Source organism: Mucilaginibacter sp. P2_D11 (assembly GCF_056404435.1).
In genome coordinates this window covers 22,377-38,638 of the sequence record NZ_JBFUEA010000021.1, presented here as the reverse complement: position 1 = coordinate 38,638, position 16,262 = coordinate 22,377, and the positions used below count along the sequence as shown (strand labels likewise).

Sequence of the window (16,262 nt, the reverse complement as noted above, 5' to 3'; positions counted from 1 at the left end):
GGTAGTACCTTAAAACATCAAAAGCAGCCTTTTCGGCCTGCTGTTGATGTTTGTGCACCACATTGAACTATGATAGAACACTTGGAAGATATTTTATTTATAACCAAATCAGTATGTAATTCACAATAATCAATTGGAATTGGGCTTACATCTGCCTTAGATATTTTGCTGGCACATTATCCGTTAGCCACACCCCATTTTCTGATAAAAAAAAATAAAAGTTATTAATGTGCATCTGTGCCGCATAGACTTCGAATATCAGTGGCTTGCCATGCCGTTGCCCTACTTTAATAGCCGTTTCAACATCATAACTTAAGTGAACGTGGTGTCTATCTCGTTTTTCGATACCCGAATGTAAAATGGATTCAACATTTTGTGATGCAGTACCGTGGTATAAGATTTCGGGAGGCACTTGAGCTACCAAGCCTAAGTCAACTTCCACAGAGTGCCCCTGGCTTGCCCTAATTTTACTTAGGTCGTCGCTTAACGAAAAACGTTTTTTACTATTGGTACCAACAATATGTTGAAGGGTATTCAAATCAAGTTTAACACCCTTTTCGTTGGTTTTTATTATAAGTTCTTTAACATCAGCCCATCCGTACGCATCCAGTTCAAGCCCGATTAATTCGGGCTGATGCCGCAACACCAAACTCAAAAATTTACTTGTTTTTATATTTTCTTTATCGCTAATCATTACCACTTATAATTTCACATTGGCACCAGTTTACAAAAACCAACTTAAATTTTGCTATTATATTTTCAATCTCGTTGATGGTGTTCTCAGAAAAGCTGCAAATACCTAATTGGGTTACAGTATTAGTTTCTGAATGAAGGGTTCCGTAAAAAGTTGTATCGGTAGTTGTTAACGCGATATTGTTTAAAACAAATCCATCGTAACCATATATTGTTATTTTGCCAACTGTCGAAACACCTAATACATCTTTTAAATCGTTGAAATTAATATTTAAATCCGGTTCTCCAATGATATCTCGTGCATGGCATTTAGTAAAAACTGGTTCATTTTCACCAAGCGGTCGGCTATAGTTTTCTAAAATATCATTGATCTTTTCCACCTCAATCTCAATCAAGGGTAACGCAGATCTATTTAGAAATTCATATTGTCGCAAATCATCGTCGTTTATTGACACTTCAAAATCATTAAAAAGTGAATTTTCTGAGAATACGGGAAATTCATTTGAAATAGTGGGTATAGAAAAAGCAAGATCCGAAGTATTAATCGTTTCGAGCTTGCTTAATTTCAAGGTGAGTTTCTTTGATTTTATAAAACCCTCAGAGTTCTGCGGAAATGCCTCTTCTACCTGCCATTCGGAGTCGGCGAGAGTCATTTTTGTTTCAAGTGCAAAGGTCGCTGGTAACTGTTCGGGCAGCATGTCGGACACTCCAATAACTTTTTCGGTTGAGTAATCTATAAATTGCACTCTGATCGTTGCACTTTTACCAAATAGCTTGTCAAGTAGTTTCATATTTTTTACAATGTAATAATTAATTACACCAAAGTATAGAAACAAAAAAACCGATCACATGTGACCGGTTTCTGGGTGCGGAAGAAGGGACTCGAACCCCCACGCCTCGCGGCGCCAGATCCTAAGTCTGGTGCGGCTACCAATTACGCCACTTCCGCATTTGGTTTTTTAGAGTGTGCAAAGATAGCTTTTAATGCTTAATAATAAAACAGTATTTGATATTTTTAGCTATCTATCTCATTATATTGCTATTAATTTAAGCAATGGTTTCTAGCAAAGCCTTAAAATAGGCAGGTGCTTGTAGCAATCGGCTGCCGTACCAGGAAAACATCTCGCCATCCACTAATATTATTGTGGCATTGGGTAGTAATGCTTGTATTTCTGCAACGTGTTTTTGGGCAAAAGGATATGGTTCTGAGGAAAGCAATACAACTTGGGGAGCAGCCGCGACCAATTCATGATCGCTTACCTGCGGGTAACGCGATGACGCAAATACATTAATAAGGCCGCAAAACTGTAGCATGTTATCTATAAAAGTGCCGCTGCCGACCACCATATAAGGTTTCCGCCAAATGAAATAGGCCGCGCTCAGCGTAACAACCGGCTTTACGAATGTGGCAAATTCATGCCTTATATTATCGGCTAACAGATCGGCTTCCTTTGCCCTGCCGGTTATCTCCCCTACACCCTTAATCATTTGTAACGCGGTGGGCAAATTATCAATATCGCTCACCCAAACGGGGTACTGCGTCATCAACTCCTCTACCTGGCTTTGTTCGTTTTCTTCTTTGTTGGCTATGATAAGATCTGGCTTCAGGGCGTGAATGGCCTCAAAATCCAGCTGTTTGGTGCCTCCCACTTTAGTTTTGCCTTTTATTTCCCCGGCAGGGTGAACACAGAATTTAGTGATACCAACCACTTCGGCCTCCAGGCCCAGAAAAAACAAAAGTTCCGTTTGAGACGGAACTATAGATATTATTCTTTTCGGCGACTGAGGGATATTAACCGCCCTTCCTAATTGGTCGTGGTACACGGACATTGCTTACTTGCCTTTCCCCTGTACCATTACCTTAACTGTTTTCAAGATGATGTTGAGGTCGGAGTTAAGGCTGATGTTTTGCAAGTACAACAAATCATAACGCATGCGATGGCACATCTGATCCACGTTTTCTGCATAGCCGTAGTGTACCTGGCCTATCGAAGTCAACCCCGGTTTTACGCGGAGTAGCTTTTTGTAGCTGGGTGTTTTTTCAACAATTTGCTCTATGTAATACTGGCGTTCGGGGCGCGGGCCCACTACCGACATATCTCCTTTCAGCACGTTCCAAAATTGCGGCAGCTCATCTAAACGGGTGCGGCGCATCATCATACCCCATTTGGTTATGCGTGGGTCGTTATCTTTAGAAAGCTGCGGACCGGCCAATTCGGCGTTTACGCGCATGCTGCGGAATTTGTAGATGTAAAACGGTTTCTCGTTTTTCCCGATACGTTCCTGGCGAAAAAAAGTAGGGCCCTTAGAGGTAAGCTTGGTAATAATGCAAAGCATCACGAACACGGGTGCACCGGCTACCATCACTATAGACGAGAATAAGACATCGAACCCTCTTTTTAGTATCTGTATCTTCAAGCCAATCTCGGGGTGCGAATTCAGGTGCAGTACGGGTACGTTATCGTAATTGATTAGGTGGGCATAATTATTGCCCAGTATCAAGTCTGATACTACCTTAATCTTAATCAGGTAGGCATCCCCCATTTTTACGAGCCTGTTCAACAGCTCGGGGTTCATTTGTTTATAGCAAACAAATATTTCGTTAGGCGCCTTTTCTACCAGCCCACGTATCAGTTCGTCTTCAGACATAGCTGCTATTTCGTCGTCGGAAATAAAGTCGCTCAGGTCGTAACCATACTCTGGGTGCTGCGAAAAAGATTTCACCAGGCGCTCTGAAATATTCTTGTCGCCTATGATGATGATCTGGCGATGATTGTATCCTTTTTTACGGATATAGTCTAGAAAAAAGAACAGTGCCGACCTTTGTATCACTACAAACACAAAAAAGAAACTATAGCTGAGCATTACTTCAGAGCGCGAGATATCGAATATCTTAAAGAAATAAATAATAGCAAAAACACATAGCAGGTGGTATATCAGCGTGAGCAGGAACTTATTGATATTATCCCTAAGTTGCAGAGGCCTGAACACATAAAAACTTCTTGATAAAGCAGAAACGATTACCCATGCAATGTTTACCAACAATATAAAAGTAAGCGAATTGCTTTGCGGAATGAACGAGCCGAATATAAAAAAATGCGAGTTGTACAACGCAAGATTCAACAATAGCAAGTCACTTAGAAATACAAAACCCGGCAAGTGCTTAGAGTATCGTGTTGTCATATGTTTATCCGGTAAGATGTAGCAAAAGTACGTTTTTTACAACTAAAACCCGCATGGCGGGTTTTAGTTAACAATATTATTACCAAAACAATGCCAAAATCTTAACCAGGAGTATTTTACGATATAACTGGACCGCGATGCTCTGCTAACGCAGAATATTATGTGCCGGGTTAAAAAGCATCATCCACCGCGCCACAGATAATATGCCCTATGAGGATGTGCATTTCCTGAATATTGGCCGTAATTTCTGATGGGACAACGATATTTACGTCGCAGCAATCGTTCATTTTGCCGCCCTCGCGGCCGGATAGGCCGATGGTAATGCAGCCTGCTGCTTTGCCAGCCAGCAGCGCTTTTACCACATTGGGGCTGTTGCCGCTGGTAGATAGGCCTATCAGTACGTCGCCGGCAACGGCAAGACCTTCCACCTGCCGCTCGAACACGCGATCATACCCGTAATCGTTGCTGATAGCGGTTAGGGCCGAGGTATCAGTAGTGAGGGCTATAGCCGGCAAGGAACGCCTTTCTTTTACGTACCTACCTATAAACTCGGCCGCTATATGCTGTGCATCGGCCGCACTGCCGCCATTGCCGAAGAGCAGTACTTTTTTGCCACTTTTGCTGCAGGCAACCACTATTTCGCAAGCTTTGGCAATATCGCCCTTTAGAGTTGCCAGAGTTTTTTTTGCAACGGTTATGTGTTCTTCAAAAAGCGAGGTGATGTATTGTTCCATGTTAATAAAATGCTTGTTTTGATAAATAGTTCCTTACGTAATCGTCCACTCCCTCTTCCAGCGTGTAAAATTTATCATTATAACCCGCGGCATGTAGCTTTTGCATATTTGCCTCGGTAAAATACTGGTACTTATCGCGGATATCTATCGGCATATCAATAAACTGCACCGCGGTTTCTTTATCCAATCCGTTAAAAGTGGCGGCAACCAGGTCGTAAAAGCTTCGTGCTTTGCCGGTACCCAGATTGTAAAGACCGTTTTGAGTAGCGGGCCATGCACCATCAACCATACTCACCATCATCCAGTGCATTACTTTAAGCAAGTCCTTTACGTACACAAAATCGCGCAACTGCTGCCCGTCTTCAAAATCGTCTCGGTGGCTTTTAAAGAGGCTAACCACACCATCTTTGTTTATCTGGTTAAAGGAATGCCAAATTACGCTTGCCATCCGCGCCTTGTGGTATTCGTTAGGCCCGTAAATGTTAAAGAATTTCAAACCGGTCCAGCCTGGTGGCTGTGCATCTTGCTTTAAGACCCATTTATCAAACTCATTTTTGCTGATGCCGTACGGGTTCAATGGCTTAAGGGCTTCAACTACCTCGTGGTTATCATTGTACCCCAATTCGCCGGCACCATAGGTGGCTGCCGATGAGGCATAAATCAACGGCACTTGCTTTTTGGTGCAGTAAGCCCAAACGGCCTCAGAGTAATCTACGTTGAGTTTTTGATGTACGGAGTAATCGAATTCGGTGGTATCGGTGCGGGCACCCAGGTGTATTACAGCGGCTATTTGGCCCGAGTAATTTTCAAGCCAGCTAAAAAGCGTATCGCGCTGTACCAACTCCGCGTATTTCTTTACTTCCCAGTTGCTTCGTTTATCGGCAACATCAAAATCATCAACCAAAATAAGATTGGTACAACCTTTCTCGTTTAAATACTGCACCATGCACGAGCCAATAAACCCTGCGGCGCCTGTTACTATAATGGCAGAATTGCTATCCATTTATATATTAAATTATTCTTCAAATTTTTCTTTTACTTCGGCAAGCGTTGCCGTTGCGCTACCTACCTTACTTACCACTACTGCTGCTGCATGGTTGGCAAAATCGCAGGCATCGTAAAGGCTATTGCCCGATGCAATGGCCACGCCTAAGGAAGCCAGTACGGTGTCGCCCGCACCGGTAACATCTACCACATCGAGCGCTTTGGTTGGGATAATCTCCAGGTTACCATTGCCGTACATTGCAATCCCATCTTCCGACATCGTGATGATAACGCTGTCGCATTCGGTTATTTCTTGTATCTTAATACAAGCCGCAGTAAGGCTTTCAGTATCGGTGATGTTGATACCTGATGCAATTACTGCTTCTTTCTTGTTTGGCTTTATAACATTTACGCCTTTGTATTTGGAGAAATCCTGCCCTTTAGGGTCAACTATGGTTTGAATGCCCAGTTGGCGGCAGGTTGTTAAAATTCCGCTAAGTAAAGCATGCGTAAGCAGCCCTTTGTTATAATCGGATATCAATACAATATCGTAGACATTGATGTGCTGCTTAAGGTATGACAATATCTGTTGTTCTATTACGGGTTGCAATGGTTTAGTTATCTCGCGGTCGAGGCGTATCAATTGATGGTTGGTGACCAGCACCCTCGATTTCATGATGGTACAGCGCCCCGCATCTTTTATTACACCCTGCCCGGTTATATTGTTAGATGCTAACTCATCAAACACTATTGACGCATTTTCGTCATCGCCAATTACAGCAACAATATCGGACTGGCACCCAAAAGCGATCAGATTTTCAAGCACATTTCCTGCCCCACCAAGCGTGTAGGTTTCTTTGGTGATCTCAACAACCGGCACGGGTGCCTCGGGCGATATACGGTTACAATTACCATAAATGTAATGGTCAACCATCAGGTCGCCTATCACCAGTATTTTTTTTGTGGTATTTATTTTACAATTCATATGTTAAAAACAATATAATGGGCGTGTTCGGGGGGGCTTTGTTTTTTGTTCAACACTATCATTTATAATTAATGATCGCCCGTTACTTGGGCCAGATAGCTACTAAATTGTTTTTTAAACATGGCCAACGAAAACGTCTGTGCGTGCTCGGCAATTTCGGTGTGGTTAAACCGTGCCGAGTTTTCCTCAAAATATTTTATGGCGTCAACAATAGATTCTACACTTTGTTCATAAAAAAAAACGCCCGTTTTGTTATCGATAACCGTCTCCAGGCTTCCGCCTTTACCGTAGGCTATCACTGGTGTGCCCGATGCCTGCGCTTCTACAGGGATTATGCCAAAGTCTTCTTCCGCAGCAAACACGAAAGCCTTTGCTTTAGCCATATAGTTTTTTAATACATCAAAGGATTGGTAACCGAGCAAGTGCACATTTGACGGGGCTATCTTTCTCGTTTTATTAAAATCTGGGCCTTCGCCTATAACGTACAATTGCTTATCGGGCATAGCGGCAAATGCCTTTACAATAAGGTCTATCTTTTTGTAGGGCACAAAGCGCGAACAAGTAAAGTAGTAATCATCGCGATTTGTGGATAGTTCGAAATCGGCCACGGAGACATTGGGATAAATAGTTACGCTATCGCGCCCGTAAACTTTTTTTATCCGGCGGCCTATGTAGTTAGAGTTGGCTATAAAATAATCTACGCGGTTGGCACTGATGAAATCCCACAGCCTTATGCGGTGTAGAACATATTTAGCAAAAAAGCCTTTCAGCCCCTTAGTTAGCCCGGCTTCTTTAATGTATTGGTGATACAAATCCCAGCCGTAGCGTATCGGGGAGTGGCAATAACAAACGTGTACCTGGCTGGCGTTTGTTAAGACACCTTTTGACACCGCGTGAGATGAGGATATAATAAGATCGTACGATGACAGGTCGAATTGCTCGATAGCATATGGAAAGAGCGGCAGGTAGTTACGGTATCTGGTTTTACTAAAGGGCAGGTTTTGGATTAAAGAGGTATGGATTTTATGGTTTTGAAGGCCAAGTGTTTGTACGGTTTCGTCTATGGCCACCAAGGTATATATATCTGCATCCGGGTAAAGGGACGCAATCGCTTTAAAAACATTCTCCGACCCTCCAATAATGGTAAGCCACTCGTGAACTAATGCAACTTTCAAAATATCGTTCTAATAATTAATTACTATAAAAGGCTGTCGACCCGTTTAATTACTTTTTCTGGTGTTATCATTTGCATGCAAATATTATTTTCACATTGCGTACTAAATAGCTTACCAAAATAACAGGGGCTACAGAATATGTTTGGCCCTTCCCACAAAATATTTATTTTACCGAAATTTCTCCCGTAGGTAAATTCAGCCGGGTTAGTTGGCCCAAACAACCCTATCACGTAGCATTGCTGCGCAAACACCGCAAGGTGGTAGGGGCCGCTATCGTGGGTAAGCACCATTTTACTTTGCTTCATTAGTGCTATCAATTCCACAATTGACAGCTTTCCAACCATGTTAATGATATTAACCCCTGCAAAAGATGGGAGCACCCACTCATCAGATTTAATACCCGTAACCACAACTTCTATCCCCTTGCTTTGCAGGTGTTCTGCCACCTCCACATAGTTTTGTATTGGCCATCGGCGCAGCTCCTGTTCATTCAGGCTATTTTTGGCGCCACCGGGTGCTAAAATCACAAAGGGCCTGGCGGTATAATCGTAAAGCCCTTTTATGGCCGATAGGTTCGCTTCGTTAATGTTGTCCTCCGGAAAACCAATGTCGCCGGTGTAGTTATCATCATGTTGCAAAAACAACCGCACATGCTCAAACGAACGCGAACGGGCAGGTACCAACGTTGGCCGATCACCATTGCGGCTAAGGTGCAGTTTGCGCGGCGACTTTACTAACGCGCTAAAAATCTGATAGCGCCTGTCGTGGTGATAGTTTAACACCGTGTCAAACTTACTAAAGGCCATCTTTAGTTGAAAGGCAAAGATCTCTTTAAGCGCGGTTAGTTTGTTTTTAGCAAATATCTTTCCTTCGTCAACATTCACTACCGCATCTATCCCCGGCACCTCGCGCAGCAAATTGGCCACTACATTGCCGCATACCCAGGTAATATGCGCGCCAGGGTATTTTTTCCTTATTTCGGCAATTACGGGAAGGGCCATTATCACATCTCCTATGGCACCTATTTTAACTATCAGTATCTTCATTAATTACTTGTTTCCATGCCAGAAATACCCGTGGACTTTTGCGGTGTGAAATTACTTATTTGAGAGGTTCTCTTTAAATGATCTGCCAAAAGAAATATAAATGTGAAGTTTAGTGGGAAAACATACAGCATTGAAAAAAAGAAAGAGCAGAACACAAAAAGGAAGAAATAGAATTTTAGCTCCCTGTTTTTCGAATTGAGGAATAAACTGGCAAAGAATATAAAAAAAACCAGCTCTATTAAAATGGCTATCGGGAAATAGTTGTTAAACACACTTTTATACCAATTCTCGGTAAATTGCAATGATGAACTTGTTAATGGCAGAATATTGAAAACCAATTCTTTATTTAAGTGCTCGTCTATCGAATCGGCTTTTATTTCATAGAGTTCTACCAGTTTCTCAAAATTGATAATAATAATAAAAACAACTAAAAACAGCAGAGCAATGCTTGCGAAAAGCCATTTGATACTTATGGTTTTATACGACGGAAATATCCAATACCCTACAGCTAGTACCATTACCAGATAAGCTGTGAACGAAAAGGTGAATACAATATTCAGCACCGCCAACAATGCTAAAAAATATCGTTTACGGTTACAGAAGTAATAGAACAGAAAGACACAAACAATTCCAAAAGCATTAGGGTCGTCCCAAAAACCACCAAACCTCACCAATCCGCCCTCATACCCTAAAGCCGGAAGGCGGCCGGTCATGTAAAAGTTTGCAATAGCTACTGCGTTACTTAAATATAACACAATGGCTGCAAAGGTGATCATGCGTGGAAAATTGATATTAAAGTCTGTAATATATTGATCCGCGAACCAATACGGAATAACGAGTATAAACCACACACAGTATTGAAACTCCTCGGTACTTGCCTCGCCATAAACTACTACATTGAGTATATTTATTATCAAAACAAACAACACCAGCACGTATACCGACCCGAAACGGAGGTAGAAATTGATGGATAGTTTTTTTTGCTTATAGGATAGCCCTAAATAAAACAGCAACGTAAAAAACACCATTATAACATACTTCCCCATTTTCCAGGTAACTGGGGTATTGGTATACGTTGGCGATGTACCTTCAAAATTATACTGAAAAATATAACGATGAAAGTTATATAGCAATAAAACTGCAAAACCAGCTATTACCAAATACTTGCCAGATTGAAATTTAACCAACATTGGCTACTTTTTTCTTATCTGTTGGTTTTCGTTTCTGAACTCGTATTTCTCCACCTGATCTTTAAATAAAAACGTTTGGTTTTCGGGCCTAAAATAACGCATACAGAACTTTAACAACAATGCATAACTGTCGAACCCTAACACGGCGATCAATTTTCGCATAACGAAATTAAGCTTCCTGATTTTCGTCTTGAATTGATCTACATCTTTATTCTTGAGGCCGTCTAAATTTTCTTTCGACAATAACCCATTACGCTTAAGTTTCTGATAAAAAGACCCCTCGCCTGTTGCAAAGGGGCGGTCAAATTTATTTCCGTCTTCAATAAGCCTCCGGAACAACCGGCGTTGAAAACTAGAAACAGGACTGCCGTTGTCAAATTTATTGAACTGATAAGGCAACACAATATATTCTTTAAACTTATTAGCAAGAAGGTTATCGCGATACCACACAAAAAGTTGCTTAAGTTCCGGGAAGTCGGCCATACTATACTCAGGGTGATTCTTGTGTACTACCTTATCGGCATTTTTAATATCATAGCCCGCAAAGTGGAATAACATCAACGGAACCTTTTCGCCGGTAAAGCGGTTTTGCACTTCGTAAATGCCTTCGTTTACGGCGACCAACAGGCGTTCGTGAAGGTTCCAGAAAGCCATGTTGCGACCAATATCAGCAGAAATCAAAACGTTTTTTCCGTAAAACGCAGGCAACAGGTCGGCCCACTTCTGGTCTGTATGCAACGCTTCGATCTTGTCCTGATAAGCCAGGTTGTGCAGCCTGTTTTGCCACCAATTGATAAAGTGCCTGCCCCGTTCGTTTGCAGAAACTGCCGCAAAGCCGAAATTAAATACGCCTACATGAAGCAGCAACGCTTCGGTTATGGTGCCTGTATATTCAATTTCGGGCGTAATGAAGTGGGGAGTTACCACAATGCTCGCACTATCCAACTCATTAAAAATTGGTTGAAGAGATGAAAATACGCAAACGTCCGGGTCAAGATATATTGCCTTTGTACATCCGTTATTGAAAAGGTAGTTAAAATAGTATGGTTTCACCGCCGTACAAAACTCGGTAAGGTTGTATTTAAACTCCAACTGCTCAATATCGGGTATGTTTAATACATCAAGCGTTTTAACTTCGTAAGGGATGGCGTTTATGTTAACCCCATCAATCGAATCGCAAACTAAAATCGAGTAATGAATGTCCGGATGGAATTTTTTTAATGTTTCTGCCTGCACAAAGGCCAATGGCAGGTAATTTTTAGCAACTATGGTAAATACAGCGTTCATTAAATAGTTTTTATAAGTTTGGCGGGTATACCGCCAATAACAGAATTTGCCGGAAAACTTTTAGTAACTACTGCATTAGCTCCAATAATAGAATTGGCGCCAATAGTTACGCCGGGCATAATGCTTACGCCCTCGCCTATCCAAACGTTATCTTCAACGATAACCGGGCCTTTAGAGAAAAGTTTTCGTTCAGACGGGGGTAATTGTAACGCCTCTTGGGTTGTATGCCCATGCTGATGGTCTGTAATAAATACCTTACTGGCTATCAGTACATTATTACCGATATGCACTTTGTTACTACAACCGAAATGACAATCGTGATTAACGCTAACATTATTACCTATGGTAAACTCAGGTGTAAAAGTATAATTAAGGTGCTGGCTGTGTGCTTCTATCCTTAGACCCGGAAACGAAGAAAAGTTATCTCCTATTGTAATATGTTCTAACCCCAAATAATAGAAAGGGTACCTCACACTAAAATTATCGCCGCAAGATTTAAATTGTTTTTTTATATATCCAGATTTAAAGGTATCGCTTGCCAGCCTCCAAATCCTTACTATTAATAAAGGGAATATATACGATATCCCTACGCCGGCAGCATAAAATATCTTAACCAATTTTCTCTTCATATATCAAAATTACAGTTACACAGTTTACCTGGTATACACGCCAATTTTTATTTAAGTAAACTGTTTTTCATATAAGCAAGACCGTTCCACAACGCCAATCTTAGCATCCTTATCTTGTTTTTGTTATCGTAATACTTTAAGTTGTTTAAATACGACTTAACAATGGCCAAGATAATATTCTTTTTATGTTCCGGCGCCCGGCATAAATTAAAATCATGCACCCTGTATTCTGCCACAGTTTCATCTATAAACATTAGCAACCCGCGGCCTATTACCTGTAAATAAAAGTTAAGGTCTTCTGCAAGCAAATTTTCGGGATATAAACCAATGATGTCATAAACAGATTTTCTTGCAAGCATAACCGGCCCCGGTACCGACCATTGGTTAACAACGCTGTGCTTTAATCCATCATCTGTTTTATAGTTATCCTTATTGCCGTAGTACAGGTCAACAATTGCGCTATTAAGCGTTTTGTTTCCTTCCGAGTCAATTACGTAAGCATCTCCAATCACCACGTATTTTTGGGGATTATTCTGTAATGCTTTAACCCTGACAGCTATACTGTTGCTGGTTAAAAGGTCGTCACTGGCGAGCATGGTGACAAATTCGCCATTGGCTAATTTTACAAGTTCATTTAAAGTTGCAGAAAGGCCTTTGTTTGGCCGCGAAAGAAAGTTAACAACTATATTCTTGCTGTTATCTTCAGCCCACCGCTCAATTTCGGCAACACTGTTGTCTTTTGAACCATCATCTATAATGATAATCTCTTTAGTAGGATAAGTATCGTTAAGAATGCTGTTTAGCGTATTAACAACGTATTTCTCGTGGTTATAACAAGGAATTAATATTGAAACGAGCGGCGCTTTGTTCATTTTCTGAATAATAATTTTCTAAAAATAAATACCATAGTTATAAAATACAGCAGGTAATTAATAAAAAAAGCAATTGTTATTCCTCGCAGCCCGCATAGGTTTATGCAAAAATAACCCAACACCAGGTAACTTGCGGTAAAAGCTATTTCGGTGATAACGTATAGCCGGGTCATCGCTTTTGCTACAATGAGATATCCCAATATCCAGGCAGCCATTTTAAAAAAATCGCCAACGAGTTGAAACAAGAACAGCTTTTCCATCTGTTCAAACTCCGCTGTGTAAAGGGTTTTGATGATGAAAAACCGCAATGCATAAATAACCAAACAACTCAAAAATACCAGGGGCAGAATGATTTTATAGCCCTGCAGTACTTCTTTGCGCAAATCATTATCATTATGTAGCGAGGCCAGTTTTGGTAGGTAATATGTGCTTAGCGAGGTAGTAACCAGTAACAGATAACCGTCGGAGATCCGCATCATCCCTTGCCAGTAGCCTGCACTATTAACGCCAAGTTTTGTTATGAGAATGTTCCGTAACAATATCTGCGATATAGGCATAGTAAGTGCCGATACGATGGTCATCAAACTAAAGCCGATTAATTGCTTAGCCATTTTGCCATCAAACGCCCCGTTAAAGTAATCCCAGGAAAACCAGGAACTTTTTAAGACCAGGAACAAGGTTACAAAAAAAACGATTGATTGAGCCAAAACCAATGCGTACAATGCACCCTGTATTTTATATTGGTAAACTAATATGAGCGTAAACAATAATCCTGTTAAACTACCAACGGTATTAACTATAGTATAGGTTTTTATCTGCTGCTTGCCATTTAGTATAGATATTAATAAAGAGTTTAATGAATAAAAAATGATCGTTACGCCCAATACTTTAATGGGATTGTTATACAGTAGAGTATGAAATATAGCATTAGAGATAAAGGACGAGGCAATTAATAGAACAGCCCCAAAAACTACAGAGCAATAAATGCTGATTTTTAAAGATGTACTGAAAAGTATTTTTAAGCGTGGTGTATCGCCTTCGTATTCGGCAGTATATTTAATTACGCCTGTATTGATGGCACCGTTTGCAAAAGTTAATGTAATGGTAATGAAGTTAGTAAACTGCCCTATAAGCGCAACGCCCGCCGGCCCGGTAAATATGGCAACTACCTTCGCAGCTACAAAACCCGAGGCTATACGTATAAATGTTATGATGGCCGAAAAAAAAGATGTTTTTAGGAGTTTCAAAAAAGCGAAATTTAAAATTAGTTTGTCCTATAAAATCCCACAGGCTTGCCTCTTTTATTAATTAGAGCAATTGGTTATTAACGGCTGTTATGTACTATTTTGCAGATAAAATTTGAGCTTTATTAACAAAGCTTAATATGCATTTACAGTTTTGACAATGGCATCTACTTCGGCATTGGTTAAAACCTGGTTTAAAGGTAAACTTAAAACTTCCCGGTGTATTTTTTCGCTGATGGGATAACTCAAATCATTCCATTCTTTATAGGCGTCCTGTTGATGTGGCGGAATAGGATAATGAATTACGGTTTGGATGCCGTTTTCAGTAAGATATTGTTGCAGGTGCATCCTGTCTGCTGTTCTTACAACAAATAGATGCCATACGTGTGCGCTTTCTATGGCTACGGCAGGTAAAATAATTTTAGGGTTATTAATTTCGGTTAAGTAACGGTTGGCAATAGCTCTTTTATATTCAGTTTCCTTGTCAACGTATTTTAATTTAGCAGAAAGCAGCCCGGCTTGCAATTCGTCAAGGCGGCTGTTTACACCTTTATATTTGTTTTTGTATTTTATTTCAGACCCGTAGTTAGCCAAAGATCTTATCGCCGATGCAAGTTCATCATCGTTGGTGGTTACAGCTCCCGCATCGCCCAAAGCACCTAAGTTTTTGCCTGGATAAAAGCTAAAGCCAGCAGCATCGCCCCAGTTACCTGCTTTAATTCCGTTAGCGGAAGCACCGTGCGACTGTGCGCAATCTTCTATTACTTTAAGATTGTGTTTGCGGGCTACGGCATTTATTTTTTCCATTTGGCAAAGTTGACCGTACAAGTGCACGGGCAAAATCCCCTTGGTTTTACTAGTAATTTTACTTTCAAGTAATTTAGTGTCGATATTATAATTCGCTAGGTCCGGTTCAATTAATACAGGCACCAGGTTATTTGCCGATATCGCTAAGATACTTGCAATATAGGTGTTTGAGGGCACTAATATTTCGTCTTCATCGTTAAAAATGCCCAATTCTTTATAAGCCCTTATTATAAGTATTAGGGCATCTAAGCCGTTAGCCACACCAATGGCGTGTTTAACGCCGCAAAACTTCGCAAACCTTTCTTCAAACTTTTTAACTTCGGCACCCAAAAGATACCAGCCCGAGTCCATTACCCTTGTATATGCTTCGTTTAGCTCTGTTCTATATTGCTGATTAATCTTATATAAATCTAAAAATTTGATCATCTTAATATTTTAAAATCGTTCCTCCCCAACTATACCCAACACCGAAACCCGAAAGTAAAACTTTTGTGTTAGTAGTTATCTTTCCCTCTTGCATTGCATTATACAATGCAATGGGTATAGTTGAAGATACCGTATTGCCGCAATTACGCAAATAAATGTAGAATTTGTCTGCAGGTATAGCTATCTTTTTACGGATATATTCCAGCATAAATTGATTGGCCTGGTGAAATACGAATAAATCGACATCCGATAGTTCGAGGCCGTTTTTGTTTAGTGTTTCTTTAACAAGCAAGGGTACAGCCTGCGCCGTAAATTTAAAAATTTCGGGTCCGTTCATGTAAAGGTTGTCATCGTTACTGCTGAACACATCTTCCACATAAGTGTCGGTGCCGTTTGCCGCCCGGTTGCGCATACCGCCATTTTTCACTATCAGGTTTTCGGCGCCTTTGCCATCGGTTCCTAAGGCGAAATCGCCAATCTCGCCCCCAACCTCTTTCGCAGAAATTAAACTGGCAGATGCTGCATCCCCAAATATAGTACGGTTGCTTTTATCTTTTTGGTTGATGAATTTACTGTATGTTTCAGCAGTTATTAATAACAGGTTTTTACAGATACCTGCGCTCACCAAGCCCTTTGCAAGGGCCAATCCGTAAATGTAACCAGAGCAACCCAAATTATAATCTAACGCCCCCGCACTGGTTGGTATGCCTAACTTATCCTGCAATATGCAAGCTGTTGTAGGTAAAAAATAATCGGGACTTTGAGTGCAAAACAAAATAAAATCTATGCCATTGGCATCTATATTGTGCTCGCCAAATAATTTTAAGGCGGCTTTAAGGCCTAAATCGCTCGAATATTCGTCCTCTTCCGCAATTCGACGTTCGTAAATACCCGTTTTTTGTGATATCTTCTCCGCAGACCACTCCGGAAACTCCGTATTTAATTGATCGTTATTTAAAACATACCCGGGCAGATAAAAAGAAATGGCATTCAAAAAAACCGGCATA

16 protein-coding genes and 1 tRNA gene are annotated in these 16,262 nt (G+C 40.9%); all 17 read right to left on the bottom strand.

The window, feature by feature from the left end:
- Nucleotides 1-145 precede the first annotated feature (145 nt).
- Nucleotides 146-694 carry an RNA 2'-phosphotransferase gene (locus AC1DXC_RS24435; protein ID WP_477461797.1) on the bottom strand — a complete coding sequence of 183 codons (549 nt, stop codon included), beginning with the start codon at nt 692-694 and terminating at the stop codon, nt 146-148.
- Nucleotides 687-1,484, bottom strand: a complete 798-nt coding sequence (locus tag AC1DXC_RS24430; protein WP_477461796.1) for a hypothetical protein — start codon at nt 1,482-1,484, stop codon at nt 687-689. Before AC1DXC_RS24430 ends, AC1DXC_RS24435 begins: the two co-directional genes overlap by 8 nt.
- A gap of 76 nt (nt 1,485-1,560) precedes the next feature.
- Nucleotides 1,561-1,642: transfer RNA gene (locus AC1DXC_RS24425), tRNA-Leu, on the bottom strand.
- Between the two features lie 98 nt (nt 1,643-1,740).
- Nucleotides 1,741-2,523 carry a helical backbone metal receptor gene (locus AC1DXC_RS24420; RefSeq protein ID WP_477461795.1) on the bottom strand — a complete coding sequence of 261 codons (783 nt, stop codon included), beginning with the start codon at nt 2,521-2,523 and terminating at the stop codon, nt 1,741-1,743.
- 3 nt (nt 2,524-2,526) lie between these two features.
- Complete coding sequence (locus AC1DXC_RS24415) at nt 2,527-3,876, bottom strand: sugar transferase (RefSeq protein ID WP_477461794.1); 1,350 nt, start codon at nt 3,874-3,876, stop codon at nt 2,527-2,529.
- Between the two features lie 170 nt (nt 3,877-4,046).
- On the bottom strand, nt 4,047-4,610 hold the full coding sequence (locus AC1DXC_RS24410) for a D-sedoheptulose 7-phosphate isomerase (RefSeq protein ID WP_477461793.1): 564 nt from the start codon (nt 4,608-4,610) through the stop codon (nt 4,047-4,049).
- A 1-nt stretch (nt 4,611) separates the two neighbouring features.
- On the bottom strand, nt 4,612-5,613 hold the full coding sequence (gene rfaD, locus AC1DXC_RS24405; protein WP_477461792.1) for an ADP-glyceromanno-heptose 6-epimerase: 1,002 nt from the start codon (nt 5,611-5,613) through the stop codon (nt 4,612-4,614).
- 12 nt (nt 5,614-5,625) lie between these two features.
- The gene (gene rfaE1 / locus AC1DXC_RS24400) at nt 5,626-6,579 is read right to left on the bottom strand and encodes a D-glycero-beta-D-manno-heptose-7-phosphate kinase (protein WP_477461791.1); all 954 of its coding nucleotides are present in this window, start codon (nt 6,577-6,579) and stop codon (nt 5,626-5,628) included.
- A gap of 68 nt (nt 6,580-6,647) precedes the next feature.
- Nucleotides 6,648-7,754 carry a glycosyltransferase gene (locus AC1DXC_RS24395; RefSeq protein ID WP_477461790.1) on the bottom strand — a complete coding sequence of 369 codons (1,107 nt, stop codon included), beginning with the start codon at nt 7,752-7,754 and terminating at the stop codon, nt 6,648-6,650.
- A gap of 23 nt (nt 7,755-7,777) precedes the next feature.
- Entirely contained in the window at nt 7,778-8,800 is a 1,023-nt protein-coding gene (locus AC1DXC_RS24390; protein WP_477461789.1) for a glycosyltransferase family 9 protein, read from the bottom strand.
- Entirely contained in the window at nt 8,800-9,990 is a 1,191-nt protein-coding gene (locus AC1DXC_RS24385; RefSeq protein WP_477461788.1) for a hypothetical protein, read from the bottom strand. The genes AC1DXC_RS24390 and AC1DXC_RS24385 overlap by 1 nt, the downstream gene beginning before the upstream one ends.
- Nucleotides 9,991-9,993: 3 nt before the next feature.
- The gene (locus AC1DXC_RS24380; RefSeq protein ID WP_477461787.1) at nt 9,994-11,277 is read right to left on the bottom strand and encodes a hypothetical protein; all 1,284 of its coding nucleotides are present in this window, start codon (nt 11,275-11,277) and stop codon (nt 9,994-9,996) included.
- On the bottom strand, nt 11,277-11,906 hold the full coding sequence (locus AC1DXC_RS24375) for a DapH/DapD/GlmU-related protein (RefSeq protein WP_477461786.1): 630 nt from the start codon (nt 11,904-11,906) through the stop codon (nt 11,277-11,279). The genes AC1DXC_RS24380 and AC1DXC_RS24375 overlap by 1 nt, the downstream gene beginning before the upstream one ends.
- A 47-nt stretch (nt 11,907-11,953) precedes the next feature.
- Nucleotides 11,954-12,778, bottom strand: coding sequence for a glycosyltransferase (locus AC1DXC_RS24370; protein WP_477461785.1), 825 nt, complete (start codon nt 12,776-12,778; stop codon nt 11,954-11,956).
- Nucleotides 12,775-14,025, bottom strand: a complete 1,251-nt coding sequence (locus AC1DXC_RS24365; RefSeq protein WP_477461784.1) for an O-antigen translocase — start codon at nt 14,023-14,025, stop codon at nt 12,775-12,777. The genes AC1DXC_RS24370 and AC1DXC_RS24365 overlap by 4 nt, the downstream gene beginning before the upstream one ends.
- Nucleotides 14,026-14,157: 132 nt before the next feature.
- On the bottom strand, nt 14,158-15,255 hold the full coding sequence (locus tag AC1DXC_RS24360; protein WP_477461783.1) for a DegT/DnrJ/EryC1/StrS family aminotransferase: 1,098 nt from the start codon (nt 15,253-15,255) through the stop codon (nt 14,158-14,160).
- A 1-nt stretch (nt 15,256) separates the two neighbouring features.
- Nucleotides 15,257-16,261, bottom strand: a complete 1,005-nt coding sequence (locus AC1DXC_RS24355; protein ID WP_477461782.1) for a 3-oxoacyl-ACP synthase III family protein — start codon at nt 16,259-16,261, stop codon at nt 15,257-15,259.
- Between the last annotated feature and the right edge of the window lies 1 nt (nt 16,262).

Coding starts and splice junctions, on each gene's coding strand:
- AC1DXC_RS24355 (WP_477461782.1), bottom strand. CDS start 16,261: ATGCCGGTTTTTTTGAATGCCATTTCTTTTTATCTGCCCGGGTATGTT.
- AC1DXC_RS24380 (WP_477461787.1), bottom strand. CDS start 11,277: ATGAACGCTGTATTTACCATAGTTGCTAAAAATTACCTGCCATTGGCC.
- rfaE1 (WP_477461791.1), bottom strand. CDS start 6,579: ATGAATTGTAAAATAAATACCACAAAAAAAATACTGGTGATAGGCGAC.
- AC1DXC_RS24385 (WP_477461788.1), bottom strand. CDS start 9,990: ATGTTGGTTAAATTTCAATCTGGCAAGTATTTGGTAATAGCTGGTTTT.
- AC1DXC_RS24420 (WP_477461795.1), bottom strand. CDS start 2,523: ATGTCCGTGTACCACGACCAATTAGGAAGGGCGGTTAATATCCCTCAG.
- AC1DXC_RS24375 (WP_477461786.1), bottom strand. CDS start 11,906: ATGAAGAGAAAATTGGTTAAGATATTTTATGCTGCCGGCGTAGGGATA.
- AC1DXC_RS24360 (WP_477461783.1), bottom strand. CDS start 15,255: ATGATCAAATTTTTAGATTTATATAAGATTAATCAGCAATATAGAACA.
- AC1DXC_RS24435 (WP_477461797.1), bottom strand. CDS start 694: ATGATTAGCGATAAAGAAAATATAAAAACAAGTAAATTTTTGAGTTTG.
- AC1DXC_RS24370 (WP_477461785.1), bottom strand. CDS start 12,778: ATGAACAAAGCGCCGCTCGTTTCAATATTAATTCCTTGTTATAACCAC.
- AC1DXC_RS24390 (WP_477461789.1), bottom strand. CDS start 8,800: ATGAAGATACTGATAGTTAAAATAGGTGCCATAGGAGATGTGATAATG.
- AC1DXC_RS24410 (WP_477461793.1), bottom strand. CDS start 4,610: ATGGAACAATACATCACCTCGCTTTTTGAAGAACACATAACCGTTGCA.
- rfaD (WP_477461792.1), bottom strand. CDS start 5,613: ATGGATAGCAATTCTGCCATTATAGTAACAGGCGCCGCAGGGTTTATT.
- AC1DXC_RS24430 (WP_477461796.1), bottom strand. CDS start 1,484: ATGAAACTACTTGACAAGCTATTTGGTAAAAGTGCAACGATCAGAGTG.
- AC1DXC_RS24415 (WP_477461794.1), bottom strand. CDS start 3,876: ATGACAACACGATACTCTAAGCACTTGCCGGGTTTTGTATTTCTAAGT.